25 protein-coding genes are annotated in these 25,446 nt (G+C 39.6%); 17 read left to right on the top strand and 8 right to left on the bottom strand.

Going from position 1 to position 25,446, the window contains the following annotated elements; genetic code table 11:
* The gene (locus HC725_RS03215; RefSeq protein WP_190330342.1) at nt 1–1,152 is read right to left on the bottom strand and encodes a methyltransferase; all 1,152 of its coding nucleotides are present in this window, start codon (nt 1,150–1,152) and stop codon (nt 1–3) included.
* A 199-nt stretch (nt 1,153–1,351) separates the two neighbouring features.
* Between HC725_RS03215 and bolA the strand changes: the two genes are divergently transcribed.
* From bolA to dinB, 10 genes are all read left to right on the top strand, one after another.
* The gene (gene bolA / locus HC725_RS03210) at nt 1,352–1,660 is read left to right on the top strand and encodes a transcriptional regulator BolA (protein WP_190330341.1); all 309 of its coding nucleotides are present in this window, start codon (nt 1,352–1,354) and stop codon (nt 1,658–1,660) included.
* Nucleotides 1,661–2,153: 493 nt separating this feature from the next.
* Complete coding sequence (locus tag HC725_RS03205) at nt 2,154–3,494, top strand: Na(+)-translocating NADH-quinone reductase subunit A (protein ID WP_190330340.1); 1,341 nt, start codon at nt 2,154–2,156, stop codon at nt 3,492–3,494.
* 3 nt (nt 3,495–3,497) lie between these two features.
* Nucleotides 3,498–4,742 (top strand): NADH:ubiquinone reductase (Na(+)-transporting) subunit B, encoded by a 1,245-nt coding sequence (locus HC725_RS03200; protein ID WP_190330339.1) that lies wholly within the window; start codon nt 3,498–3,500, stop codon nt 4,740–4,742.
* A complete protein-coding gene (locus HC725_RS03195; protein WP_190330338.1) occupies nt 4,732–5,505 on the top strand; it encodes a Na(+)-translocating NADH-quinone reductase subunit C in 774 nt (257 codons plus the stop codon). The genes HC725_RS03200 and HC725_RS03195 overlap by 11 nt, the downstream gene beginning before the upstream one ends.
* Nucleotides 5,505–6,137: an NADH:ubiquinone reductase (Na(+)-transporting) subunit D gene (locus HC725_RS03190; protein WP_190330337.1), complete on the top strand. Its 633-nt coding sequence runs from the start codon at nt 5,505–5,507 to the stop codon at nt 6,135–6,137. The genes HC725_RS03195 and HC725_RS03190 overlap by 1 nt, the downstream gene beginning before the upstream one ends.
* Before the next feature lie 5 nt (nt 6,138–6,142).
* Nucleotides 6,143–6,739 carry an NADH:ubiquinone reductase (Na(+)-transporting) subunit E gene (gene nqrE / locus HC725_RS03185; protein WP_190330336.1) on the top strand — a complete coding sequence of 199 codons (597 nt, stop codon included), beginning with the start codon at nt 6,143–6,145 and terminating at the stop codon, nt 6,737–6,739.
* Between the two features lie 32 nt (nt 6,740–6,771).
* The gene (nqrF, locus tag HC725_RS03180) at nt 6,772–7,998 is read left to right on the top strand and encodes an NADH:ubiquinone reductase (Na(+)-transporting) subunit F (RefSeq protein ID WP_190330335.1); all 1,227 of its coding nucleotides are present in this window, start codon (nt 6,772–6,774) and stop codon (nt 7,996–7,998) included.
* A 192-nt stretch (nt 7,999–8,190) separates the two neighbouring features.
* Nucleotides 8,191–9,183 (top strand): FAD:protein FMN transferase, encoded by a 993-nt coding sequence (locus tag HC725_RS03175; RefSeq protein ID WP_194687862.1) that lies wholly within the window; start codon nt 8,191–8,193, stop codon nt 9,181–9,183.
* 17 nt (nt 9,184–9,200) lie between these two features.
* Nucleotides 9,201–9,434, top strand: a complete 234-nt coding sequence (gene nqrM, locus HC725_RS03170) for a (Na+)-NQR maturation NqrM (protein ID WP_190330333.1) — start codon at nt 9,201–9,203, stop codon at nt 9,432–9,434.
* A gap of 157 nt (nt 9,435–9,591) precedes the next feature.
* Nucleotides 9,592–10,650, top strand: a complete 1,059-nt coding sequence (gene dinB / locus HC725_RS03165; protein ID WP_190330332.1) for a DNA polymerase IV — start codon at nt 9,592–9,594, stop codon at nt 10,648–10,650.
* A 98-nt stretch (nt 10,651–10,748) separates the two neighbouring features.
* On the opposite strand, the gene HC725_RS03160 is transcribed toward dinB, so the two are convergent.
* Nucleotides 10,749–12,221, bottom strand: a complete 1,473-nt coding sequence (locus HC725_RS03160) for a beta-Ala-His dipeptidase (protein ID WP_190330331.1) — start codon at nt 12,219–12,221, stop codon at nt 10,749–10,751.
* A gap of 624 nt (nt 12,222–12,845) precedes the next feature.
* Between HC725_RS03160 and HC725_RS03155 the strand changes: the two genes are divergently transcribed.
* The 7 genes from HC725_RS03155 to HC725_RS03125 all read left to right on the top strand — a co-directional run bounded on the left by HC725_RS03155 (nt 12,846) and on the right by HC725_RS03125 (nt 19,474).
* Nucleotides 12,846–14,141 (top strand): NCS2 family permease, encoded by a 1,296-nt coding sequence (locus tag HC725_RS03155; protein WP_190330330.1) that lies wholly within the window; start codon nt 12,846–12,848, stop codon nt 14,139–14,141.
* A 106-nt stretch (nt 14,142–14,247) separates the two neighbouring features.
* A complete protein-coding gene (gene gpt, locus HC725_RS03150) occupies nt 14,248–14,712 on the top strand; it encodes a xanthine phosphoribosyltransferase (RefSeq protein WP_190330329.1) in 465 nt (154 codons plus the stop codon).
* A gap of 97 nt (nt 14,713–14,809) precedes the next feature.
* The gene (locus HC725_RS03145) at nt 14,810–15,088 is read left to right on the top strand and encodes a GNAT family N-acetyltransferase (RefSeq protein ID WP_190330328.1); all 279 of its coding nucleotides are present in this window, start codon (nt 14,810–14,812) and stop codon (nt 15,086–15,088) included.
* Nucleotides 15,089–15,167: 79 nt separating this feature from the next.
* The gene (frsA, locus tag HC725_RS03140) at nt 15,168–16,412 is read left to right on the top strand and encodes an esterase FrsA (protein WP_190330327.1); all 1,245 of its coding nucleotides are present in this window, start codon (nt 15,168–15,170) and stop codon (nt 16,410–16,412) included.
* Nucleotides 16,413–16,494: 82 nt separating this feature from the next.
* Nucleotides 16,495–16,884: a sigma factor-binding protein Crl gene (crl, locus tag HC725_RS03135; RefSeq protein ID WP_190330326.1), complete on the top strand. Its 390-nt coding sequence runs from the start codon at nt 16,495–16,497 to the stop codon at nt 16,882–16,884.
* 175 nt (nt 16,885–17,059) lie between these two features.
* Entirely contained in the window at nt 17,060–18,187 is a 1,128-nt protein-coding gene (proB, locus tag HC725_RS03130) for a glutamate 5-kinase (RefSeq protein ID WP_190330325.1), read from the top strand.
* A 39-nt stretch (nt 18,188–18,226) separates the two neighbouring features.
* Nucleotides 18,227–19,474 carry a glutamate-5-semialdehyde dehydrogenase gene (locus HC725_RS03125; protein ID WP_190330324.1) on the top strand — a complete coding sequence of 416 codons (1,248 nt, stop codon included), beginning with the start codon at nt 18,227–18,229 and terminating at the stop codon, nt 19,472–19,474.
* Nucleotides 19,475–19,743: 269 nt separating this feature from the next.
* On the opposite strand, the gene lipA is transcribed toward HC725_RS03125, so the two are convergent.
* The 6 genes from lipA to rodA form a co-directional block, all read right to left on the bottom strand.
* Nucleotides 19,744–20,709 carry a lipoyl synthase gene (gene lipA, locus HC725_RS03120; protein ID WP_190330323.1) on the bottom strand — a complete coding sequence of 322 codons (966 nt, stop codon included), beginning with the start codon at nt 20,707–20,709 and terminating at the stop codon, nt 19,744–19,746.
* Between the two features lie 5 nt (nt 20,710–20,714).
* Complete coding sequence (lipB, locus tag HC725_RS03115; RefSeq protein ID WP_190330322.1) at nt 20,715–21,422, bottom strand: lipoyl(octanoyl) transferase LipB; 708 nt, start codon at nt 21,420–21,422, stop codon at nt 20,715–20,717.
* Between the two features lie 247 nt (nt 21,423–21,669).
* A complete protein-coding gene (gene ybeD, locus HC725_RS03110) occupies nt 21,670–21,939 on the bottom strand; it encodes a DUF493 family protein YbeD (protein ID WP_190330321.1) in 270 nt (89 codons plus the stop codon).
* 282 nt (nt 21,940–22,221) lie between these two features.
* A complete protein-coding gene (locus HC725_RS03105) occupies nt 22,222–23,409 on the bottom strand; it encodes a serine hydrolase (RefSeq protein WP_190330320.1) in 1,188 nt (395 codons plus the stop codon).
* 127 nt (nt 23,410–23,536) lie between these two features.
* Nucleotides 23,537–24,319 carry a septal ring lytic transglycosylase RlpA family protein gene (locus tag HC725_RS03100; RefSeq protein ID WP_190330535.1) on the bottom strand — a complete coding sequence of 261 codons (783 nt, stop codon included), beginning with the start codon at nt 24,317–24,319 and terminating at the stop codon, nt 23,537–23,539.
* Nucleotides 24,320–24,323: 4 nt separating this feature from the next.
* The gene (gene rodA, locus HC725_RS03095; RefSeq protein WP_190330319.1) at nt 24,324–25,445 is read right to left on the bottom strand and encodes a rod shape-determining protein RodA; all 1,122 of its coding nucleotides are present in this window, start codon (nt 25,443–25,445) and stop codon (nt 24,324–24,326) included.
* Between the last annotated feature and the right edge of the window lies 1 nt (nt 25,446).

Here is a 25,446-nt window from a genome sequence, read left to right as displayed (position 1 = left end):
CTATCCTTTATTAAGGTCATTGTTTTTAATGGCTTCAATGATCATGAATTTCGAATTTTCAGCCACAATAGAGACTTGAGAGTCGCCAAATAATCTTTCCAGTTTTATATGGTAATCAAGATGACGGTTACCTACGACCAATAATTTGCCATCATGGTTCAATGTATCTTTGGCATCACAAAACATTTGCCAAGCAATATGATCGGTAATCGCATTTTGTTGATGAAAAGGAGGGTTACAAATAACCAAGAAGCTGCTGTTTTGTTTCATGCCATCTAAGCAGTTGTTGGCTAATACTTGGATGTTACGCTCAGAACCCAGATTTCGTTCAAGGTTTTTCTTGGCCGATGCCACAGCCATAAAACTTTCATCTATACAGGTGATTCGAGCTTGGGGATTAAGTTGCCCAGCCTTAATTGCCAAAATACCATTACCACAGCCTAAATCGATAATATGACGTAGATCTTCGATTTGTGGTAAATGATTTAGCATGAAGCGCGCGCCAAGATCTAAGTTTTCACCTGAATATACATTGGCGTAATTAGACAAGACTATATCTTCACCATCAACCGGCCACTCACATTCTGCCGCAACAGGTAAAATGGATTTGCAGTTTGCATTTGAGAATACAAGCCGATGCTTTTTCCATGCAAGGGAGGTTGTGGTGACACCGAGGTATTTTTCAAATAAGTCTAAAGTAGAGGTATGGATCTCTTTAGCTTTATTAACGCCAATAATACGGCAGTCGGCAGGTATTGAAGCTCGCAGTTTTGAAAGCTGCCAAGTCAGTAGACGGTTACTTTTAGGTAACTGCATGATCACGAGATTAATGTCGCTTGGGATGTCATCAAGGCAATTGAGGAACTGTATTTTATTACATTGATTTCGTTGTAGATTTTTTAGTGTTGCTTTGTGAGATATGAACGAGTCACTCATCATAGTGACATTATGTTTATCTGAAAACCAACATGACAACGCGCCAAAGCTATCATTTAAAATGAGAATGTTTTGCCCTAAAGAAAGGGGGGCTTCAGTTATATGATTGATGAGATATTCGTCGCCAGCATCCCAAGCCTGTAGCGTTTCATTAGATCGCTTAGGGAAGCGATAAAGGTCAAGTTTACGATCGTGTAAAGTTAATAGTGTTTTCATCTTCAATCTATAATAATTAGCCGTAATGGGCTGCGTTATGTGGGCACAAACAGTATGATAACACGTTAGAGATAATGAATGCGTATCTCGATTATTGAATCATAACGAAAAATGACATTGTGGCTATTTAGACATTGGTGCGAGCTAATCGTAATAAAGCATCGATGAATCTGCGCATTAACAGAAAGAAGGGACAGATATGATCCAAGATACGATAGAGAAAAAACTGCAAGCTTCTTTTAACCCTAAGTACCTTGAAGTACTGAATGAAAGCAATATGCATAATGTTCCACCGGGATCAGAGAGTCATTTTAAAGTTGTTATCGTAAGTGATGAGTTTGAAGGTAAACGGTTGATTATGCGTCATAGGGCTGTCAATACCGTACTTTCTGAAGAGTTAAGCAATCATATTCATGCCTTGTCGATGCATACCTATACCAATACAGAATGGGAAGCATTAACTAGTGGAATCCCTGCATCCCCTAAATGTGCTGGTGGTGGGAAATAAAGAGGTATTTTTAGAATAAATAAAACGATATCAATGTGCTAAAAAATTTATTCAGCTATTATTATGTGCATTGTTCACAAGGTGAGCGTAGTGACTGATTTTTATACACAGCTATGCAGTAAAATAACCTAATTTGTCTTGATGTTTGGGTTATCGCCAATTTTTTCTCACAACTTAAATCGTTTATTATATTTGTGCAGCGCCTCAAAAATATGAATTTTAGGGCATTATTTATGTCTGGTTTGGGTCAAAAAAGAGTAGGAATAATGTGAATCATCATGGCGTGCCATTCTAAAAAAGTGTTAGAATATGACCCCTGTGGGTTTGTTTATCTCAAAAACTTATCCAAAAGGCCTCAAGTAGACCTTTCTATGCGGATGTTGCGATTCTGATCACATAGAGTCAGAACTGGACACAATAAAATAAAATGTCGTGTCTCAAGTCGCACAATACAAAGAATCCTATTTCCTAAAATAAAGTAGTGCAACTGCGTATGATTACAATAAAAAAGGGTATGGACCTTCCAATTTCTGGAACTCCAGCCCAAGTGATTAGTGATGGTCCTACCATCAAAACTGTCGCCTTGCTTGGCGAAGAGTACGTAGGCATGCGTCCAACAATGCATGCTCGCGTAGATGATGAAGTGAAAAAAGGCCAAGTTCTTTTTGTTGATAAAAAGAATCCTGGCGTTCAGTACACTTCACCTGCAAGCGGTAAAGTTATCGAAGTCAATCGTGGTGCAAAGCGTGTGCTTCAATCTGTTGTGATTGAAGTGTCGGGTGATGACCAAGTGACTTTCGAAAGCTTCACTATCGATCAACTAGCGAAACTTGACCGTAAGGTTATTGTGTCGCAATTAGTTGAGTCTGGTATGTGGACTGCTCTGCGAACTCGTCCGTTCAGCAAGGTTCCTCTCATTGAATCCAACACTCAGGCAATTTTCGTAACAGCCATGGATACTAGTCCATTGGCTGCGGATGCTGCGGTGATAATTAATGAACAACCAGAAGCATTTAAAGCAGGTTTAGATATTCTTTCTGTTTTAACTGCTGGTAAAGTTTATGTCTGTAAAGGAAATCAAACGTTACCAAATTCTTCTCAATCGAATGTTGAAGAGCACGAGTTCTCTGGTGTGCATCCTGCTGGTTTAGTCGGTACGCACATGCATTATTTATACCCAGTAAGCCTAACTAACGTTGCGTGGAGTCTAAATTATCAGGATGTGATTGCATTCGGTAAGTTATTCCTAACTGGTGAAATTAATACTGATCGTGTTATTTCTCTAGCGGGTCCTGCAACTAAAAATCCTCGTCTTATTCGTACTCAAATTGGCGCAAGTCTAGATGATGTTACTGAAGGCGAAGTATTGCCGGGTGAAGTTCGTGTTATTTCTGGTTCTGTATTGTCTGGTACTCAGGCTTCAGGCCCACACGCGTATTTAGGTCGTTATCACATGCAAGTTTCAGTTTTGCATGAAGGCCGCGAAAAAGAGTTCTTAGGCTGGGCAATGCCTGGTAAAGATAAGTTTTCAATTACTCGTTCATTCTTAAGTCACTTATTTCCAAGTCGAGTTTTCAATATGACGACAACGACCAATGGTAGTGACCGTGCAATGGTGCCAATTGGTAATTATGAGCGTGTTATGCCTTTGGATATCGAACCAACATTGTTGCTTCGTGACTTATGTGCTGGTGACTCTGACAGTGCTCAACGCTTGGGTGTGTTGGAACTTGCAGAAGAAGATTTGGCATTGTGTACCTTTGTATGTCCAGGCAAATATGAATATGGCGAATTACTTCGCGATTGCCTAGATAAGATCGAGAAGGAAGGGTAATTCATGGGCCTTAAGAAATTTATTGAAGATATTGAACCGCATTTTGAACCAGGCGGTAAGCATGAGCGTTGGTTTGCTTTATATGAAGCGGCTGCAACTTTAGCTTATACACCAGGTACTGTAACAAAACGCAGTTCTCATGTTCGTGATAGCGTTGATTTGAAACGCATCATGATCATGGTATGGCTTGCTGTTTTCCCTGCAATGTTCTGGGGGATGTACAACACAGGTCATCAAGCTATTGATGCTTTAAATCACATGTATTCTGGTGATCAATTTGCATCTATCGTTGCGGGTGACTGGCATTACTGGTTTACCGAGATGTTGGGTGGCACATTAGGAGCAGGAGCTGGTTGGGGTAGCATGATGATGCTAGGCGCAACTTACTTCCTACCTATTTACGCAACCGTATTCATTGTGGGCGGCTTTTGGGAAGTATTGTTCTGCATGGTACGTAAGCATGAAGTCAATGAAGGTTTCTTTGTTACTTCTATTTTGTTTGCGTTAATTGTCCCACCAACGCTTCCTCTTTGGCAGGCCGCTTTAGGTATTACCTTTGGTGTTGTCGTTGCGAAAGAAATTTTTGGTGGTACAGGTCGTAACTTCTTAAACCCTGCACTTGCTGGTCGTGCATTCCTATTCTTTGCTTATCCTGCTCAAATTTCAGGTGATGTAGTTTGGACTGCGGCTGATGGCTTTTCAGGAGCAACTGCTTTAAGTCAATGGGCTCAAGGTGGTCATGGTGCTTTGGTTAATACGGTAAGTGGCCAGTCTATTACTTGGATGGACGCTTTTATCGGTAATATTCCAGGTGCAATTGGTGAAGTTTCTACTTTGGCACTGATCCTTGGCGGCTTGATGATCGTTTATATGCGAATTGCATCATGGCGTATCATTGCAGGTGTGCTGATCGGAATGGCAGCAGTAGCAACAATATTTAATGTTATTGGCTCATCGACGAACCCAATGTTTGCAATGCCTTGGTATTGGCACCTTGTTTTAGGTGGTTTTGCTTTCGGTATGATTTTCATGGCAACCGATCCAGTTTCGGCCTCGTTTACCAATAAAGGTAAGTGGTGGTACGGTATTTTGATTGGTGTAATGTGTGTGTTAATTCGAGTGGTTAACCCTGCTTATCCTGAAGGGATGATGCTGGCAATTCTATTTGCTAACTTGTTCGCACCATTGTTTGATTACTTTGTCGTTGAGAAAAACGTCAAAAGGAGATTAGCTCGCTATGGCAAATAATAACGATAGCATTAAAAGAACGCTGATTATTGTTATTGCATTGAGCCTAGTGTGTTCAATCGTAGTATCAACGGCAGCGGTAGTGTTAAAACCAAAACAAGTCGCAAATGCTAAACTTGATGTGCAAAGTAATATCGTTGCTGTTGCTGGCTTTGAAGCTAAAGATGCGAATGATATACAAGCTATTTACCGTCAGCACATTGAACCGCGTTTAATCGATTTTAAAACGGGTGAGTTTGTTGATGGTGATGCGACTAAATTTGATGAACGCGCTGCAGCTAAAAATGTAGATGAATCAATCAAGTTAACACCAGAACAAGATAAGGCCAAAATCATTCGTCGTGCGAATCATGGCATTGTTTACCTTGTGAAAAACGACGATAAAGTGACGGAAGTTATTTTACCGATGAATGGCACTGGTTTATGGTCGATGATGTACGCTTTTGTTGCGGTTGAGACTGATGGTAATACAGTTAAAGGTATTACTTATTACCAACAAGGTGAAACTCCTGGGCTTGGTGGTGAAGTTGAAAACCCTAAATGGCGTGATCAGTTTATTGGCAAGAAACTGTTTGATGAAAACAATCAGCCAGCCATTAAAGTTATTAAAGGTGGCGCGCCACAAGGTTCAGAACATGGTGTTGATGCGCTTTCTGGTGCAACATTAACCAGTAATGGTGTTCAACATACTTTTGATTTCTGGTTAGGCGATATGGGTTATGGTCCATTCCTTGCAAAAGTACAAGCGGGAGAACTTAACTAATGGCGAGTATTAAAGAATTTAGAAAAGTCGTTATTGCTCCGATTGTTGATAACAACCCGATTGCACTTCAAGTGTTGGGTGTGTGTTCAGCGTTAGCCGTAACAACGAAATTAGAAACCGCATTCGTTATGACGATTGCAGTAATGCTAGTAACAGCATTCTCTAACTTCTTTGTGTCCTTGATGCGTAATCATATTCCAAATAGTGTGCGTATAATTGTCCAAATGGCAATTATTGCATCTTTGGTAATCGTGGTTGATCAGGTTCTACGTGCTTACTTTTACGATATTTCAAAACAGTTATCTGTTTTTGTTGGCTTGATTATTACCAACTGTATCGTAATGGGGCGTGCTGAAGCGTTTGCAATGAAGTCACCTCCAATTCCTTCTTTTGTTGATGGTATTGTTAATGGCTTAGGTTACGGCTTTGTATTGATCGTGGTTGGCTTTTTCCGCGAATTACTTGGTTCAGGAAGATTATTTGGTATGGAAGTATTGCCATTAATTAAAGACGGTGGCTGGTATCAACCTAATGGTTTGATGTTACTTGCACCTTCTGCATTCTTCTTGATTGGTTTCTTGATTTGGATTATCCGAACTGTGAAACCTGAACAAATTGAAGCGAAGGAGTAGTTGTCGTGGAACATTATATTAGCTTACTAGTTCGCTCTATTTTTATTGAGAACATGGCACTGTCTTTCTTCTTAGGCATGTGTACTTTCTTAGCAGTATCGAAAAAAGTTAAGACGTCTATTGGTCTTGGTGTTGCGGTTGTTGTGGTTCTAACGTTATCGGTACCATTGAATAACCTTGTTTATACCTATGTACTTAAAGATAGTGCACTAATTGACGGTGTTGATCTTAGCTTCCTTAATTTCATTACTTTTATCGGTGTGATCGCGGCTTTAGTACAAATTTTGGAAATGGTGCTTGATCGCTTTTTCCCACCTTTGTATAACGCATTAGGTATCTTCTTACCGTTAATTACTGTGAACTGCGCCATTTTTGGTGGTGTATCTTTCATGGTTCAGCGTGATTACAACTTTACTGAGTCTATTGTATATGGTTTCGGTTCTGGTTTAGGTTGGATGCTTGCAATTGTTGCTTTGGCTGGTATTCGTGAAAAAATGAAATATTCAGATGTACCACCAGGACTTCGTGGTTTAGGTATTACCTTTATCACTGCTGGTTTAATGGCGCTAGGCTTTATGTCTTTCTCTGGTATTCAACTGTAGGGTAAGCACCCAATAAATAAGGAAAATAGTCAATGGACATTATTCTTCTTGGTGTCGGATTGTTTACTCTGATTGTACTAGTTTTAGTTTTAGTGATTTTGTTTGCTAAATCGAAATTAGTACCAACAGGTGACATTACGATTTCCATTAATGGAGATCCAGCGAAAAGTATTATTACTTCTCCTGGTGATAAGTTACTAAGCGCAATGTCGAGCAAAGGTATCTTTGTATCGTCTGCGTGTGGTGGTGGTGGTTCATGTGGCCAGTGCCGCGTGAAAATTAAATCTGGTGGTGGTGATATTCTGCCAACAGAATTGGATCACATCAGTAAAGGTGAAGCTCGTGAAGGTGAACGTTTAGCCTGCCAAGTAGCAGTGAAAAACGACATGGAAATCGAACTTCCTGAAGAAATCTTCGGTGTTAAAAAGTGGGAATGTGAAGTTCTTTCTAATGGCAACGAAGCAACTTTCATCAAAGAACTTGTGCTTAAGATCCCTGATGGGGAAGAAGTACCGTTCCGCGCTGGTGGTTATATTCAGATTGAAGCTGAACCACATCACATTAAGTATTCTGATTTTGATATTCCAGAAGAATATCGTGGTGATTGGGATAAATTTAATTTGTTCCGTTATGAGTCAGTGGTTAAAGAGCATTCTATCCGAGCATACTCTATGGCTTCATACCCAGAAGAGCGTGGCTTGATTAAGCTTAATGTGCGTATTGCGACCCCACCACCAAATAACCCAGATGTAACACCAGGTATTATGTCTTCGTATATTTGGTCATTGAAACCAGGTGATAAATGTACTATTTCAGGTCCATTTGGTGAGTTCTTCGCTAAAGATACGGATGCAGAAATGGTCTTCATCGGTGGTGGTGCTGGTATGGCTCCAATGCGTTCTCATATCTTCGATCAGCTATTACGTTTACAATCAAATCGTAAGATGTCTTACTGGTATGGTGCGCGTTCTAAGCGTGAAATGTTCTACATTGAAGATTTCGATAAGCTTGCTGCAGAGAATGACAACTTCGTATGGCATTGCGCTCTGTCTGATCCGATGGCTGAAGATAATTGGGATGGCTACACTGGCTTCATCCACAATGTGCTTTATGAAAACTACTTGAAAGATCATGAAGCGCCTGAAGATTGTGAGTACTACATGTGTGGTCCACCAATGATGAATGCTGCCGTTATCGGTATGCTGAAAGATTTGGGTGTCGAAGACGAAAACATTCTATTAGATGACTTCGGTGGCTAATTGTTGCTAACGGATTGATATTAATGGCTGACTTAATTAAGTCAGCCATTATTTTTTAATTTGAAATAATGAGAAATAACGTTTTTATCGAATTGATTTAATAGTTATTTCTGATTTTTTATTACATTAAGGAGTAAGCAAGTGAAATTAAGTGCTATTCATCTTGCTAATCGAGCGAAATACTCGCTTACACTGGTTTTGTCTATATTTGTTTTAGTTGGCTGCTCTAAGCCACCTCAGCAAGTGCACATTTCAGGCCCAACAATGGGAACTGGATACAATGTTAAGTACCTAACTGAAAGTAATCCGCTAGCTCCTGAAGATATCCAAAAAGAAGTCGATAAAGTTCTGGAAAAAGTAAACGATGAAATGTCGACCTATCGACCTGATTCAGAATTAAGCCAGTTTAACCAGCATCGTAGCAGTGAGCCTTTTACTGTGTCTGAAGATACCGCGACTGTTGTTCGCGAAGCTTTACGCATCAATAAAATAACGGAAGGGGCTATGGATGTGACGGTTGGCCCAATTGTTAACTTGTGGGGATTTGGTCCTGAAGATCGTCCAGATCATACGCCAACTGCTGAAAAACTTGAGCATCGCCGTGCTATTACTGGTATTCAACATTTATCTGAGACAGGAGATACTTTAATTAAAGATATTCCTGACCTGTATGTCGACTTATCAAGTATAGCTAAAGGACGTGGTACTGATGAAGTGGCAGATTATTTAGAGTCGATTGGTATACTGAATTATATGGTCGAAGTGGGTGGAGAGATCCGTGTTAAAGGACATAATCGTGACGGTGTTGCGTGGCGTATAGCCGTTGAGAAGCCTGTATCCAATGAGCGCTCAGTAGAAAATATAATTGAACCTGGTGATATGGCGATAGCCACTTCTGGTGATTATCGTAATTACTTTGAAGAAAATGGCGTCCGTTATTCTCATATTATTAACCCTAAAACAGGCAAACCAATTAATAATAAAGTTGTATCGGTCACGGTATTAGATGCATCATGTATGACAGCTGATGGCCTTTCAACAGGATTGATGGTATTGGGTGAAGTGGAAGGAATCCGTATTGCGAATAAAGAAAATATTCCAGTGTTGTATATTGTTAAAACCGACGATGGCTTTAAAGAATATGCATCAGAAGCATTTAAGCCTTATCTGAACGATAAGCAATAACAAACGAGGATTTTATCATGACAACGTATTTGATCACTTTTTTAGTGTTTGTATTGGTCATTGCCGCGATGTCTGTCGGCTATATCTTTCAGAAGAAGGTAGTAAAAGGCAGTTGTGGTGGTTTAGGTTCAGTTGGTGTTGATAAGGTTTGTAACTGCCCAGAGCCTTGTGATGCTCGCAAAAAGCGTGAAGAAAAAGCCGCCATTCGAGCACAAAAATTGGCAGAGTGGGAAAGTAACCGTATTCAATAATTTTTATTTTGAGTTGTCATTATGGCCTTTACTCTTAATTGGGTAAGGGCTTTTTTGTATATGTATCATTTTAACCCACAACTTTATTAGGCTTTATTACTGAACTCCGCTATCATTGACACTGTTTTTATATACAGTCTTTTGGTGGTGCTGTTTTATGGATACTAAAAAAATTATTCATATCGATATGGATTGTTTTTACGCTGCGGTTGAAATGAGGGACTTTCCGCAATATCGAGAGGTTGCTCTTGCGGTTGGTGGCAATGAAAAACAGCGCGGAGTGATCAGTACTTGTAATTATAAAGCGAGAGAATATGGCGTACGTTCTGCTATGCCGACGGCAAAAGCGTTTCAACTTTGTCCTAATCTTGTTTTAGTTCCTGGCAGAATGTCTGTATATCAAGCCGTTTCAAAGCAAATTCGTGCCATTTTTGAGCGTTATACACATTTAATCGAACCTTTATCATTAGATGAAGCTTACTTAGATGTCAGCCATTGTTTGATACATCATGGTTCAGCAACCTTAATTGCACAGGCTATACGACAAGATATTGAAAGAGAGTTAAATTTAACCGCTTCGGCAGGTGTAGCGCCATTAAAGTTTTTAGCTAAAATAGCATCTGATCTTAATAAGCCTAATGGTGTCGCAGTCATCCCCCCAAATAAAGTCCAATCAACAATCGATGAGTTGCCATTAGAAAAAATTCCGGGTGTTGGGAAGGTGAGTATCGCTAAATTACATAAGGCCAATTTATATACTTGCCTTGATGTGAAGCAAGCTAATTATAGCGATTTGTTACGTCAGTTTGGACGAATGGGAGCATCTTTGTGGCAGCGCAGCCATGCTATTGATAAAAGAGAAGTGGTGATTGAGCGGCAAAGAAAGTCGGTCGGTGTTGAGAGAACTTTTAGCGTTAATATCCAGTCTTATACTCAATGTTGGCAGGTAATTGAAGATAAGCTATACCCTGAACTCGAAAAACGTTTATTAAAAGTGAGTCCGGATAAGCAAATTTTGAAGCAAGGTATAAAGGTGAAGTTTGCAGATTTTCAACAAACCACGATTGAACATAGTTATAAGTATTTAAACTTGGGTGATTTCGAATCGTTATTAGAGGATATTTTAAAACGTAGCCATGGCCGGGAAATCCGTCTACTCGGCTTGAATGTGATGCTAAAGCCTGATGAATTGAATCAGCAGTTATGTTTATTGTAGAAGGGAGCGCAATAGTCCCTAGCGGCTAACAATGCAAATGAGCTTGCTAATATAGACAAGCTAAGCAATGCCTCTGAACTAGGGACTCAGTTTATATTTTATGCTTTTTCTGGGATGTTTTCTAAAATGGCAATCATTTGTTCCCAATAAAGCGCTACACTCGCGATCTCTACTTTCTCATCAGGTGAATGTGGAAATTTAATCGTAGGACCAAATGAGATCATATCCATTTCAGGGTAGGGTTTTTTAAATAAACCGCACTCTAAGCCAGCATGAATAACCATGATATTTGGTTTTCGTCCGTAGATCCCTTCATAAACATCACGGAATATATGCATGATTTCAGAGTCTGCATCTGGTTTCCAACCCGGGTAAGTACCATCGAGTTTTAATGTTGCGCCCGCCAGCTGTGCGAGTGAGCCTAGCGTGCTTTCAACCATTTCACGGCCCGAATCAATAAGAGAACGAACCAAGCATAAAATGGTAATTTTATCTTCTCCTGTGGTAATAACACCAACATTTAGAGAGGTTTCAACAACACCTTCGATATTGTCATCCATACGGATCACACCATTTGGACAAGCATTTAAACTCGCAATGAAACGATTTTGATCTTGTTGGTTTAATGGTGCTAGTGCACTTGTGTCATTGGTTAATTGAGATTGAAGCGTGGTTTCAACCTTACCTAACTCTTGTTTAACAGTTTGTATATATTGCTCAAAGGCGGACGCTAATTCGGCCTTGTTTTTTGACGGTACTGCAACAATCACAGAGGCTTCGCGCGGGATAGCATTTCGTAAGCTACCACCTTGGAATTCAATGACTTCAAGGCCAAGTGTTTCAGCAGATTCGGCTAGAAAGCGACCAAGGATTTTATTGGCATTACCACGGCCAGTGTTAATGTCACAACCAGAGTGACCTCCTTTAAGGCCTTTTATTGTTAGTTTTTGCTGTATAGCATCACTTTTAAGTGCAGTGCGTTTAATATCAAAGATTAACGAGGCATTCACACCGCCAGCGCAACCCATGTACACTTCACCTTCTTGCTCTGAGTCGGTATTAAGTAGGATATCAGCGCTAAGCCAGTTTTTTTCTAACCCAAAAGCGCCAGTCATACCCGCTTCTTCATCAATTGTGAGTAATACTTCTAGTGGCCCATGCTTTATATCATTTGATGCTAATACGGCTAAGCAAGATGCCATGCCCATACCATTATCTGCACCTAAAGTCGTTCCTTTAGCCGTTACCCAGTCACCATCAATATAAGGTTGAATAGGGTCTAGCGCAAAGTCATGGTCGGTTCCTTCATTTTTTTGAGGAACCATATCAATGTGAGCTTGTAGAGCAACGGATTTTTTGTTTTCTATTCCTGCTGTTGCTGGTTTTTTTATGAAGACGTTGCCAGTTTGATCACGACGTACTTCCAAGCTTTGTTCTTGTGCCCACGATACAATGTATTGAGCTAATGCTTCTTCATGTTTTGATGGATGAGGGAAAGAACAGATTTTGTCAAAAAATTGCCAAACAGGCTGTGGGGATAATTGGCTTATTTCAGAATGAGGTTTAGACACAAATAACTCCTAATGCAGTAAATACAGTGGAAATGAACGGGATTAATCCGAATATTCTAGAATAATGCACTTTGAATGCGAGGATGTACAGGGGTGTTAAGTTTCGCTAAAGACTATTTTTTATGTATAGATGGGGTAAGTTTACATAAAATCGATAAGCTGTAAGAATTTTAATTACCTAAAAAGGTGACTTTAGTCACTCTTGAATCCTTTTAATATTCTATTACAAGTTTTTATTGTAATTAAATTACGAATTTAGTATATTTACATCACTATTTGATATCAACTGCTCATGCGGGTGATACTTGATTACGATATAGTAAGTTTGTGCTTCAATATTGAAATATGTTGTTCGATTTGGACGATATTTTGATACACCTAATACTTACTTTAATTGTGTGCTAAATACCCCTTATCATTAAGAATTATTCTAGCCGTTTCGGCTTCGTTTAGTTCTACTGCCACCTGTTTTAGGTGGTATTTTTTTATCTGTTAATAAATACCTCAATAAACCTAGATACAGTTTGCTTTGTGCCCTTTTTTTTGGAAAAATACCCCTCATTTTGACAATCGATTGCGCAATCGATTGTAGCCGACGGATCGTTCACTTTTTAGGAATAAAACATGTTAGAAAAGTACTTTAAGCTATCAGAGTATGGTACCAACGTTAAAACTGAGATTTTGGCAGGAATGACTACCTTTTTGACGATGGCTTATATCATTTTCGTCAACCCTGCTATTTTATCAAGCACAGGTATGGATCATGGCTCTGTCTTTGTGGCAACTTGCCTTGCTGCTGCAATTGGCTGTTTTATTATGGGGCTTTATGCTAATTATCCCATTGCCCAAGCTCCTGGAATGGGGTTGAATGCTTTCTTTACTTATACCGTTGTATTAGGCATGGGACACACATGGCAAATGGCGTTAGCTGCTGTATTTTGCTCTGGTGTGTTATTTATTCTTTTAAGCTTATTTAAAATCCGTGAGTTGATTATTAACTCTATTCCGGTATCTCTACGTTTAGGTATTTCTGCTGGTATTGGTTTGTTCCTTGCGTTAATTGCTTTGAAGAACGCTGGCATTGTTGTCGGTAACCAAGCGACTTTAGTTGGCGTAGGTGATTTAACCTCTATCCCTGCAATGCTTGGTGCATTAGGCTTTGTACTGACTATCGTGCTTGTTCAACGTGGTTACCGCGCAGCAGTTATGATTGCTATTTTGGCCACCACGGCTTTAGGTATTCTTGTCGGTAATGTTGAATATCACGGCATTGTTTCTATACCGCCAAGTATTGAGCCAACTTTCTTGCAGTTGGATTTCTCGACTATCACTGATGTTGGTATGATCTCGGTTATTTTTGCTTTCTTATTTGTTGACCTATTCGATACCGCAGGAACTCTTGTTGGTGTGGCCAATAAAGCTGGTTTTATTGGTAAAGATGGCAAGATCCCTCGTCTAAATAAAGCCTTACTTTCTGATTCAACAGCAACCGCTATTGGTGCTTTGTTAGGTACATCTAATACGACGTCATTTGTTGAAAGTACTGCTGGTGTTGCCGTTGGTGGACGTACAGGTTTAACAGCGGTTACTGTTGGCGTTTTATTCTTATTTGCATTATTCTTCTCGCCATTAGCCGGTATGATCCCAGCTTATGCAACGACTGGCGCATTGTTTTATGTTGCTATATTAATGATGTCAGGCTTAGTTAATATCCAATGGGATGACTTAAGTGAAGCTGCTCCTGTTGCTGTCGTCTGCTTATTAATGCCTTTAACATTTTCAATTGCGGAAGGTATCGCAATGGGTTTTGTAACTTATGCAGCGATTAAGCTATTAAGTGGCAAAGCACGAGAAGTACATGTGGGCGTGTGGATTCTAGCGGCTATTTTCTTATTGAAATTCATTCTTACTGGTGCGTAATCGTTTTTGATACGGATTAGAACTATAAAATAAATGGCCCAACTATTAAAAGCTATCATAGAAGGTGGTAGTTTTTAATCAACAGGGCATAAAACAGGTTTATATTATGAGTAATAAATTTATCGTTACTTGGGACAATATGCAGATGTATTGTCGTCAACTTGCTGCTAAACAAATGCCAGCAGAGCAATGGAAAGGTATCGTTGGTGTAAGCCGCGGTGGTTTGGTCCCAGCTGCAATTCTAGCGCGTGAGTTAGGTATTCGTTATGTTGATACGATTTGTATCTCAAGCTACGACCATGACCATCAACGTGAAATGAAAGTGCTTAAAACTATCGAAGGTGATGGTGAAGGTTTCTTAATCGTGGATGATTTAGTGGATAGCGGTGATACCGCTCGTCATATTCGTCAAATGTACCCAAAAGCTAAGCTAATTTGTGTGTGTGCAAAACCTGCAGGCCAAGAGTTAGTTGATGACTACATTGTTGATATTGCGCAAGACACTTGGATTGAGCAGCCTTGGGATATGACTCTACAATTTGAAGAGCCAGTAAATCGCAAGCAAAAATAGTTTCTTTGCTCTATATTGAAGCCCCATACAATATTCTCATTTGAGAGGGTTGCATGGGGTTTTTGTGTTTATGGACAAAATAGAGAGAGGAAAAAATATGGCCGTGTTTACTCATGATCAACAGTTAGGGCGCTATCAAGTGGAAGTCGAGCCTAATTATTGGGCACGTTTAGATTATCATTTAAATGGCGATACTTTGGTTATTACTCACACTTTTGTACCTGATGAATTAAGAGGGAAGGGGTGTGGTAAAATTTTAATGGAAACGGTATTAAACGATATTGATGCGTTAGGTAAAAGAATTTTACCAGTATGCAGTTATGCCAAAGTGTACTTGCAACGCTACCCTCAATGGCAACATCTCTTAACGGATTAACGCAGATGTATCTTTAAATATCAGTTAAAATACCTTATCCCTATCAGATTGAAGTCTGTGGACTTTTAAGGAATACAACTTGGAAGAGCAAAGCAAGAATATATCCGAATCTATATTTAATAAGCATCAACATGCCAGCGAAACTTCTAGCTTGGTTCAGTATTTAAAAGATAGCCAAATTCAGTTGGACTTAACTCAAGAACGGACACAAAGCGCGTGGTATAGAACATTACGCCGTGTAGAGTGGAGTTGGCAGGGATTAGATCCTATTGAGACTGAATCGGTATTAGCTAGAATTGCTAGTTCTCCTAATCAGCATCAACATCCAGTATGGCTTGATACTATTGCCGGCTATCGTCCAGGCAACTGGTCGTATGAATGGACTCAGCAAGGAATGCTTCATCAAAATAAAGCGACGGCTCTGAAAGGTGAGGCGGCTTCTGATGAATGGTACATTGCAAGCTTGTGTTTTAGCATTGCTAGTTACCCACACCTGAATGCTGATACGTTATCTCTCCAAGCTCAAATTCTAGTCAATAAAGCGTATTCTCAAGCGATGGAACACAGCCCGTATATTATCAAAAAACTCAAGATTCCGTTTGATAATAAAACCATTGACGCAAGTTTGCATCTTCCACATACCGAAAGGCCATTACCTGTAGTAATTGTTTGTGCAGGCGTTGACACATTACAAACAGATATGTGGCGTATTTTTCATGATTATCTCGCACAACATGAAATCGCAATGTTAACCATTGATATGCCGGGCATTGGGACGAATACGTATTGGAAGCTTACTGAGGATTCGTGCCGTTTACATCGCGCTGTACTTAATGATTTACGTAATATTCCATGGGTTGATCATTTTAAGGTCGGTCTGATCGGAATGCGATTTGGCGGCAATTTAATGACTCGTATGGCATTTTTAGAGCCAGAAAAAGTACACGCTTGTGTATCATTAGGAGCGCCCATTCATGGTTTATTATCGACTCCTGATAAATTTTCAAATATGCCTAAAATGCATCTTGATGCCATTGCATCTCGTCTAGGTCGCAAGTCAGTAGATATAGCGAGCTTGGCTAAGCAAATGAGTGCTTGGTCGTTAAAATCGCAAGGTCTATTGGCCAGTAGGAAAACACCAGTTCCCATCTTAGCATTAGGTTTAGAAGGGGATCCTGTCGGCAGCAAAGAAGACAATCAAAGTGTGGCTCGATTTAGTCAAGGAGGAAAAGCGATGCAATTGACGGCTCAGTCGATTCATCAAGGCTATGAGCAAGCGCTCAAAATTGCAGTTGATTGGTTAAATGATGCTCTAAAAGAGTGACAAATATTGGTAAATGGTTAACCATGGTAAAAAACATTTATGCAACAAATGATTGCATTTATATAATAACGTGGAGAATCCTATGACCGCTATTGCTGCTGAACCGACACACTTTCGTTTATTGACGACCTTGAAGGCTATTGGACCTTATTTGAGGGAGTCAGAGTGTCAACCGGGAATGTACTTGTTTGATTGTCTATCTGTTTGCACTGATGAGCAAAAATCTCCAGAACTGCGTGAATTTTGGGGATGGTGGCTGAAACTAGAGAAAAACGAGAAAAATTTTGTCGCTAATTATTCTTATGGCCAATATGATGAAAAAGGCCAATGGATAGACGTTGCTATTCCATTGAAAGCTCAACCAGAAGTTGAAAGAACATTGGAAGCTTTTCATCAAAAGCTGAGTAATTCTTTATCCTGTCAGCATTCATTTACACTTAGTTTGCATCAAGATTCGGTCGATATGGCGTAATATGATTAAAGTTTGAATAATAAATTCATCCAGAAAAATAGATTTTTATTCTCGACCAAAATATATTCTTCATAAAGGCGCATTGTTGCGCCTTTTCTTCTTGTTTAATTTGCTCTGTATTGATAAAACAAAGGGTAACAATCCTATTACTTAAACGTCTATTGACAGGAAATACATGTCAGCTCAAATACATCATGAATCTTATACTGTTGTCATTAAACTTGGTACAAGTGTGTTGACCGGCGGTACATTAGAAATCAATAAAGCTCGAATGGTGGATTTGGTCCGTCAATGTGCAGACTTAAAAGAAAGAGGCCATAAGGTTGTGGTGGTTTCTTCTGGTGCGATTGCCGCTGGCCGTGAGCATTTAGGATATCCCGCATTGCCGAATTCAATGGCAAGTAAGCAATTATTAGCTGCTGTTGGGCAAAGTCGATTGATTCAAGTATGGGAGTCATTATTTGCTTTATATGGTATTAAAATAGGTCAAATGTTGCTGACTCGAGCTGATTTGAAAGACAGGGAACGGTTTTTAAATGCACGCGACACTATCAATGCGCTAATTGATTACAATATCGTTCCAATCGTGAATGAAAACGATGCAGTTGCGACCTCTGAAATTAAAGTTGGAGACAATGATAATTTATCGGCATTAGTAGGCATTTTATGTGGCGCTGATAAATTGTTATTACTCACCGATCAATCTGGTTTATTTACGGCTGATCCACGCAAAGATCCAAAGGCTGAACTTATTCGTGAAGTCAAAACCATTGATGAAACGTTAAGACAAATCGCAGGTGGCAGTGGCACCACACTAGGAACGGGCGGTATGGCAACAAAATTGCAAGCGGCAGATATTGCGCGTCGTTCTGGTATCGAAGTGGTTATTGCAGCAGGAAGTAGCCCAAATGTGATTTTGGATGCGGTAGGTGAACATCCTCAAGGAACTCGTTTTCTTCCATTGGCAGAGTCATTAGAAAATCGTAAACGTTGGATTTTAGCAGGACCTGCTTCGGTGGGGGATCTGATCATAGATGATGGTGCTTCTAAAGCGGTGATTGAGCGAGGAAGTAGTTTATTAGCCAAAGGTATTATTATGATTGAGGGAAGCTTCTCTCGTGGTGACGTGGTTCGCTTACGTAATCAATCCGGGCAGTTACTTGCGAAGGGGATTGTGAGTTATTCAAATAGTGAGCTAGAGCAAGTTATTGGAAAACATAGTAAAGATATAGAAGCCATTCTAGGTTATGAATATGGCTCAACTATTATCCATCGTGATGATCTTGTTGTGATTCAAGAGTAAGCGCTCATTCACTTATATTAATGTTATTAAGGGCAGATTGTGGACTTAATTAAAATGGGCCAAGCGGCCAAAAAAGCTTCATTTCAATTGGCAACTGCGTCGACCGCTCAAAAAAATAAAGCATTGGCAATCATTGCAGATGAACTTGAAGCTAATGCAGCTGAAATTTTAGCTGCGAATATCAAAGATATCGAGTTAGGGCGGGCTGCTGGTTTAACTGATGCATTGCTTGATCGTTTATTGCTTAATCAGCAACGATTGTCTGATATTGCCTCTGATGTAAGAAATGTTATTCATTTGAATGATCCTGTTGGCTCCGAAATTGATAGTAAGATACTTGAAAATGGCATGTCTTTAGCACGCCGTCGAGTACCACTTGGCGTGGTGGGTGTGATTTACGAAGCTCGCCCCAATGTAACCATTGATATTGCTGCGTTATGCCTTAAAACGGGGAATGCGAGTATTTTACGTGGTGGAAAAGAGACATTTTTTTCTAACATGGAATTGGTCAAGGTGATTCAAGTAGCACTAGAAAAAGCAGGATTACCGATATCTTCTGTACAATATATTGAAAAGCCAGACCGTGAGTTAGTTTCTCAACTGCTTAAACTTGATGATTATGTTGATATGATCATTCCACGCGGTGGCGCTGGTTTGCATAAAATGTGTAAAGAAAACAGCACTATTCCAGTCATCATTGGTGGTTTTGGTATCAGTCATATTTTTGTTGATGAAAGTGCTGATTTAGTCAAATCGGTTGCGGTAGTTGAAAATGCCAAAGTACAACGACCATCGGCGTGTAATTCTCTGGATACGCTATTAGTTCATGAAAAGGTGGCGAAAGAATTTCTTCCAATGCTAACTGCTAAAATTAATCAACAAGTCACATTTGTGTTGGATAACAGTGCCAAACCTTTCATTAATACAGATAATCAGCGTGATGCGGTGGAAGGCGATTTTGATACCGAGTGGTTAAGTTATACATTAGGTATTAAAGTGGTGAAAAATATCGCTGAAGCAATTGATCATATGCAAGTCCATAATGCCAGTCATTCAGATGCTATTATGACTGAATCACTACGCAATGCTGAATTATTCATAAACTCTGCAGGCTCTGCCGCTGTATATGTTAACGCCTCTACACGCTTCACCGACGGTGCTCAATTTGGTTTAGGTGCAGAAGTTGCAGTATCTACTCAGAAATTGCATGCACGTGGCCCTATGGGCTTAGAAGAGCTAACAAGCTATAAGTGGGTTGGAAAGGCAGATTACTTAATTCGTAAGTAGACTGTTTATAAGATGGGTATTAGTTGTAAGCAAAAAAAAGCCCAGATCAAAGTGATTTGGGCATAAAACAATTTTAGGAATTAATATGAAAAAGCAGAAGTAGGATACATTTTGGTTAACTTGACGGCCGTAACCAAAATCAGAATCTTGCTTGCTACATATTATATGACTGACCTTTTACTGATAAGTTCAAAATTAAATTCAAAAAATTAAAAAGGCGAATGATTCATAATGAATTATTCGCCTTTTAGTATTTAACTTATTGATAGTTATTTAATTTCAATGCCTTGCGCCTGCATGTCCGCATGATAACTCGAACGAACAAATGGTCCACATGCTGCGTGAGTGAATCCAAGTTCAAGAGCGATATCTTTCAATTCATCAAATTCAGATGGTGGGACATAACGTTCAACTGGTAAGTGGTGGCGGCTAGGTGCCAGGTATTGCCCAAGAGTTAGCATGGTCACGCCATGCGCCCGTAGATCTTTTAATACTTCAATAATCTCTTCTTTAGTTTCACCAAGCCCCATCATTAAACCAGATTTAGTTGGAATGTTTGGGTGCTGCTGTTTGAATTTTTGAAGTAATTGCAATGACCATTTGTAGTTAGCACCAGGTCGCGCACGGCGATACAAACGAGGTGCAGTTTCAAGGTTATGGTTGAATACATCCGGTGGATTATCTTTCATTAAATCTAATGCCACATCCATACGCCCACGGAAGTCAGGCACTAAGGTTTCAATTTTGATATGTGGGCTATGTTCACGAATGGCTTTATTACAATCAGCAAAGTGTTTTGCACCACCATCACGTAGATCATCACGGTCAACAGAAGTAATTACCACGTATTTTAACTTCATGTCTTTAATGGTTTGCGCTAGCTTTTGAGGCTCATTGGTCTCTGGAGCATTTGGACGGCCATGGGCAACATCACAGAAAGGGCAGCGACGTGTACAAATTGCGCCTAAAATCATAAAAGTAGCTGTGCCATGGTTAAAGCATTCCGCTAAGTTAGGACACGATGCTTCCTCACAAACAGAATGGAGATCATTTTTACGCATTGCAGCTTTAATTTCTTGAATACGAGTACTATCGGCTGGCAGTTTAATTTTCATCCATTCAGGTTTACGCAAAACGTCGGTTTTTTCTACCGTCACTGTTTTGGTTGGGATGAGTGCCATTTTATCAGCGTCACGATATTTAACGCCCTGTTCCATTTGAATTGGTTTGCTCATGCTACCTACTTATCAAAGCTTTTGCTTTCTGTGGTGTATTCAACTTGGTCGTAACCAAGTAGCTCTGTGATTTTTTTCATTAAAACAATTTCAACTTCATTGATGTTATTTGGTCCATCCACATCTTTTACTTGTACCATTTCCATACCAGCATATCCGCATGGGTTGATGCGAAGGAAAGGGGTAAGATCCATATTAACATTGAGGGCAAGGCCGTGAAATGAGCATCCTTTTCGAATGCGTAGCCCAAGAGAGCATATTTTTCTTGCGTCTACATACACACCCGGAGCATCCGCTCGTGCAGCTGAATCAATACCAAAAGTAGAGAGTGTTTCAATGACAATATTTTCAATATGAGTAACTAGTTCACGAACGCCAAGCTTTTTACGACGTAAGTTTATTAAAAAATAAGCAACGATCTGACCTGGACCATGATATGTCACTTGTCCACCTCGGTCACTTTGTACCACTGGAATATCACCAGTATTGAGTAAGTGCTCTTGTTTACCTGCTTGACCTTGAGTAAATACTGGATTGTGCTCGACTAACCACACTTCATCAGAGGTTAAATCATCTCGTTCATCGGTGAATTTATGCATATCTTGCCAAACAGGGGCATAGTCTTGTTTGCCTAACTGCCGGATGGTCAATTTTGTTTCAAGTAAAGAATTACACGGATTGAGAGTGAGAGGTGAATCCGATTCGTTGCACATAAATCGTTTATCCTTAATCCGGCTTGATAGTATTAAGCTGATTTTCTTCAAATTAAATTGATTGAATAGAGTCTGAATCTAATAATTTTAATGGCTAATGGCTAATGGCTAATGGCTAATGGCTAATGGCTAATGGCTAATGGCTTTAGATGCATAGTATAAACCCCTTTAGCTAGACTAACTACGGGTAAGCGGTAGGGGTATTATTTAATTGATACAGGTATCACTCAATCTGGTTTGTTACACTCTAAAGAACCATTCGAACAATATCGATTTCACCTAGCTCTTTGTAGAGAATTTCGACTTGCTCAATTGATGTGGCGGTGATGGTAACAGAAACCGCATTGTAAGTTCCTTTAGCACTAGGCTTTACACTTGGAACATAATCACCTGGCGCATGTTTTTGGATAACAGCGAGAATAAGATCGGGCAATTCTGGTTTCGCATAGCCCATTACTTTGTATGAGAACTTACATGGAAACTCGAGTAAATCTTTTAGTTTTGCTTGCTCTTGCATAGTGACTCCAAAGAAACATTGAGCATGAAAGGCCGCATAGTAAATCTATTAAGCTGAAATCTCAACCTTAGATATTGAGTAGTAAGGTTGGTTTTTGTTATCAATGTATTAGATAAATACGGAGGGTTATTAAAATTTTGTTTATATAATAAAAACTTATTTGATATTTTATAGGAATAGTGAGGAGGCGAATATTTTTCATATAGGGAATTAGAAAACAAAAAAAGCCACCGAAGTGACTTTTATTTAGAGGCTAGTTTTATTGCTTTTTAAGCGGGTTGATTAGAACCAGCTTTTGAACAATAAGACAATATAATCAATTAAGCGGCTAAAAATACCACCTTCATTAACGTCTTCTTGAGCAACTAATGGGTATTGAGCCACATCGCTGTCGTTCAATTGGTAGAAAAGCTTACCTACCACTTGGCCTTTTTTGATTGGCGCTTTTAATTCTTTATCTAGGACAAAGCTTGCCGCTAAGTTTTTCGCTTGTCCGCGCGGTAGAGTAACGTAAGTATCTTCATTAACACCTAAAGATACCTCGCTCTTATCGCCCATCCAGATTTTTTCTCTCACAAACTCTTCACCCTTTTTATGAGGAGAAACTGTTTCAAAGAAGCGGAAACCAAAGCTTAATAGTTTTTTACTTTCAGCTTTGCGGGCATTTTCACTTTTCGTTCCCATTACAACAGAAACAAGACGCATATTACCTTCGGTAGCGGATGTAACTAAGTTGTAGCCAGCACCACTTGTGTGGCCGGTTTTTATACCATCAACACGCATGCTTTTATCCCAAAGTAATCCGTTACGGTTATATTGGGTTATTCCGTTGTAAGTAAATGATTTTTGAGAATAAATCTTATATTCTTCAGGGACGTCACGGATGAGAGCAGCCCCTAAAATAGCCAAATCGTGCGCAGTAGAGTAGTGCTCATTGTTATCTAGACCATGAACATTCACAAAATGTGAGTTTTTCATGCCGATTTTTTGTGCCCATTGGTTCATTAAATCGACGAAAGAGTCTTGTGAGCCAGCGATGTGTTCTGCCATTGCCACACAAGCATCATTGCCTGAGTCAACAATGATACCTTGATTGAGTAAATCAACACTGACGGTTTTACCTACTTCAATAAACATTTTTGATGAGTCAGGGAAGTTTTTCGCCCAAGCTGCTTGACTGATCACAACATCATCGTCACGAGAAATGCTACCAGTTTTAATTTCCTGACCGATAACATAGCTGGTTAACATTTTCGTTAAGCTAGCGGGATAACGACGCTCATCCATGTTTTTTTCAGCAAGAATTTTACCTGAATGGTAATCCATCAAGATGTAGCTGGCTGCGGCAATGTCTGGTGCGTTAGGCACAACAATTGGATCGGAAGCTGAGGCATTAAGTGACACTAGTGATGCTGATAATGCTAATGACGGGATTAGCAATGATTTTAAATATTGAACAGTATTTTTCATGAGATATATACATCAATGTTGTAGGTGAACGTAAATTATCCGCATCTTATCAGATTTATTTTTGTAAATCAGAACAGATATAGATTGTGTTTTCGAAAATGAAAATAAAAAGTTTATGTTGTACCGTTTATTTCCGAGTTTGGTGCTTCATAAAAGCGGTCCTGTAGCCTGAGCTTTGTAATTTTAGTAATACTGCATTAGCTGAATCTTGGTCTTTCCATGGTCCAAGCATAATACGGTTTATTTTGTTCGTTGTTTGTACGTTGTAGGTAATCGAATAGCTTTGACCTAATTGCTTCGCTAAAGTTTCCGCTTTACTTTTATCAGAGACTGCAGCGACTTGGATCAAGTACTCTTCCTTGGAGTAGGCTTGATCTACTTTTGTCTTTGCTGTTGTAATGTATTCAACTTTAACTGGTGCTGTGCCGGCTTGGTATACGCCTAATTTATAAGCGGCTGCATAGCTTAAATCAATAATCCGTCCATCATGGAAAGGGCCGCGATCATTGACTCTTACTATGACGGTTTTACCATTTGCCGTATTGGTTACTTTGACATAACTAGGTATTGGTAATGTTTTATGTGCCGCGGACATGGAATACATATCATATACTTCACCATTAGAGGTTAGGTGACCATGAAATTTCTTTCCGTACCATGAAGCATAACCAGTTTGAGTAAAGTTTTTTGTATCTTTAACTATCTTATAATTTTTCCCACGTAAGGTGTAATCACGATTTCCGCTACGGCTGAAGGGCTCATATCTTGGATGTGCATCTTCAACATGTGCAACTGATAATGGTTTTTCAGGCGCTACGTCATCATTAAGTGAGTATCTATTACTAGAGGATGAACACCCAACTAAAACCAGTAGCAAGGTGAAAAGTAAATAGGTTGAAATGCGTTTAATCAATTTAGTTCGCCTTAGAAAGCATTTTACGATGTGTGTGAATAGACATAAGAATACCAAAACCTGCTAATAGGGTAACCATTGAGGTGCCACCATAACTGATTAGAGGTAACGGTACACCGACCACTGGGAGAATGCCACTCACCATCCCAATATTGACAAAAACATAAACAAAAAAGCTTAATACAACACTTCCACTCATCATTTTACCAAAGGCAGTTTGAGCCTGTGTGGCAAGATATAACCCGCGTACGATAATAAATAGGTAAACTGCGAGTAGGAAACAAACTCCAATCATTCCCCATTCTTCTGAAATAACAGAGAAAATAAAATCTGTATGGCGCTCAGGAACAAATTCTAGTTGTGATTGAGTGCCATGTAGCCAACCTTTACCTGTCAAACCACCAGAGCCAATGGCTATTTTACTTTGTATTATGTGGTAACCAGCGCCTAATGGGTCAGATTCCGGATCAAATAAGGTTCGAACGCGAACTTTTTGATATTCGTGCATCAAAAAGAACCAAAGGATAGGGATAAATCCCCCAATAGTTAAAGCCGCCGCTGCGATAATTCGCCAGCTTATTCCTGCCAGAAAAATAACAAAAATACCAGAAGCAGCAATAAGGATTGATGTGCCTAAGTCAGGCTGTTTTGCAATAAGAATGGTAGGTAGGCACACGAGAACTAAAGAAACGAGCAACGTTTTAAAAGTAGGTGGCAAAGACTGTTTACCAATATAACGAGCAACCATTAAAGGAACGGCAAGTTTCAGCAGTTCCGATGGCTGAAAACGGACGATACCTAAATCTAACCAACGTTGAGCACCTTTTGAGGTTTCTCCAAAAAAGAGCACGCTGAGTAAAAGCATCACGCCAATGACGTATAGTATTGGTGCTAATGATTCAAATGTTCTAGGTGTAATCTGAGCCAGGAAGATCATTACACCGAGTGAAAGCAACATGCGCATGGCTTGACGGTCCATCATTTCAAGGTTTTGCCCACTGGCGCTGTACATAATGACAAGGCCGATTACCATCAGCACTAAAATCCCAAGTAATAATGGTAGGTCAATATGCAGTCTTTCAAAGAATGCGCGGTTTTTTCCATCGGATAAATTCATGCTCATA

The sequence above is a fragment of the Vibrio sp. S17_S38 genome (assembly GCF_014694375.1).
GTDB lineage: Bacteria > Pseudomonadota > Gammaproteobacteria > Enterobacterales > Vibrionaceae > Vibrio.
The sequence above is the reverse complement of the archived record's forward strand: the minus strand, read 5'-3'. Positions and strand labels throughout refer to the sequence as shown.

What these genes read in the sequence shown, in the direction of transcription:
- HC725_RS03215 (WP_190330342.1), bottom strand. Translation starts at nt 1,152, where the DNA reads ATGAAAACACTATTAACTTTACACGATCGTAAACTTGACCTTTATCGC.
- bolA (WP_190330341.1), top strand. Translation starts at nt 1,352, where the DNA reads ATGATCCAAGATACGATAGAGAAAAAACTGCAAGCTTCTTTTAACCCT.
- HC725_RS03205 (WP_190330340.1), top strand. Translation starts at nt 2,154, where the DNA reads ATGATTACAATAAAAAAGGGTATGGACCTTCCAATTTCTGGAACTCCA.
- HC725_RS03200 (WP_190330339.1), top strand. Translation starts at nt 3,498, where the DNA reads ATGGGCCTTAAGAAATTTATTGAAGATATTGAACCGCATTTTGAACCA.
- HC725_RS03195 (WP_190330338.1), top strand. Translation starts at nt 4,732, where the DNA reads ATGGCAAATAATAACGATAGCATTAAAAGAACGCTGATTATTGTTATT.
- HC725_RS03190 (WP_190330337.1), top strand. Translation starts at nt 5,505, where the DNA reads ATGGCGAGTATTAAAGAATTTAGAAAAGTCGTTATTGCTCCGATTGTT.
- nqrF (WP_190330335.1), top strand. Translation starts at nt 6,772, where the DNA reads ATGGACATTATTCTTCTTGGTGTCGGATTGTTTACTCTGATTGTACTA.
- nqrM (WP_190330333.1), top strand. Translation starts at nt 9,201, where the DNA reads ATGACAACGTATTTGATCACTTTTTTAGTGTTTGTATTGGTCATTGCC.
- dinB (WP_190330332.1), top strand. Translation starts at nt 9,592, where the DNA reads ATGGATACTAAAAAAATTATTCATATCGATATGGATTGTTTTTACGCT.
- HC725_RS03155 (WP_190330330.1), top strand. Translation starts at nt 12,846, where the DNA reads ATGTTAGAAAAGTACTTTAAGCTATCAGAGTATGGTACCAACGTTAAA.
- gpt (WP_190330329.1), top strand. Translation starts at nt 14,248, where the DNA reads ATGAGTAATAAATTTATCGTTACTTGGGACAATATGCAGATGTATTGT.
- HC725_RS03145 (WP_190330328.1), top strand. Translation starts at nt 14,810, where the DNA reads ATGGCCGTGTTTACTCATGATCAACAGTTAGGGCGCTATCAAGTGGAA.
- crl (WP_190330326.1), top strand. Translation starts at nt 16,495, where the DNA reads ATGACCGCTATTGCTGCTGAACCGACACACTTTCGTTTATTGACGACC.
- proB (WP_190330325.1), top strand. Translation starts at nt 17,060, where the DNA reads ATGTCAGCTCAAATACATCATGAATCTTATACTGTTGTCATTAAACTT.
- lipA (WP_190330323.1), bottom strand. Translation starts at nt 20,709, where the DNA reads ATGAGCAAACCAATTCAAATGGAACAGGGCGTTAAATATCGTGACGCT.
- lipB (WP_190330322.1), bottom strand. Translation starts at nt 21,422, where the DNA reads ATGTGCAACGAATCGGATTCACCTCTCACTCTCAATCCGTGTAATTCT.
- ybeD (WP_190330321.1), bottom strand. Translation starts at nt 21,939, where the DNA reads ATGCAAGAGCAAGCAAAACTAAAAGATTTACTCGAGTTTCCATGTAAG.
- HC725_RS03105 (WP_190330320.1), bottom strand. Translation starts at nt 23,409, where the DNA reads ATGAAAAATACTGTTCAATATTTAAAATCATTGCTAATCCCGTCATTA.
- rodA (WP_190330319.1), bottom strand. Translation starts at nt 25,445, where the DNA reads ATGAGCATGAATTTATCCGATGGAAAAAACCGCGCATTCTTTGAAAGA.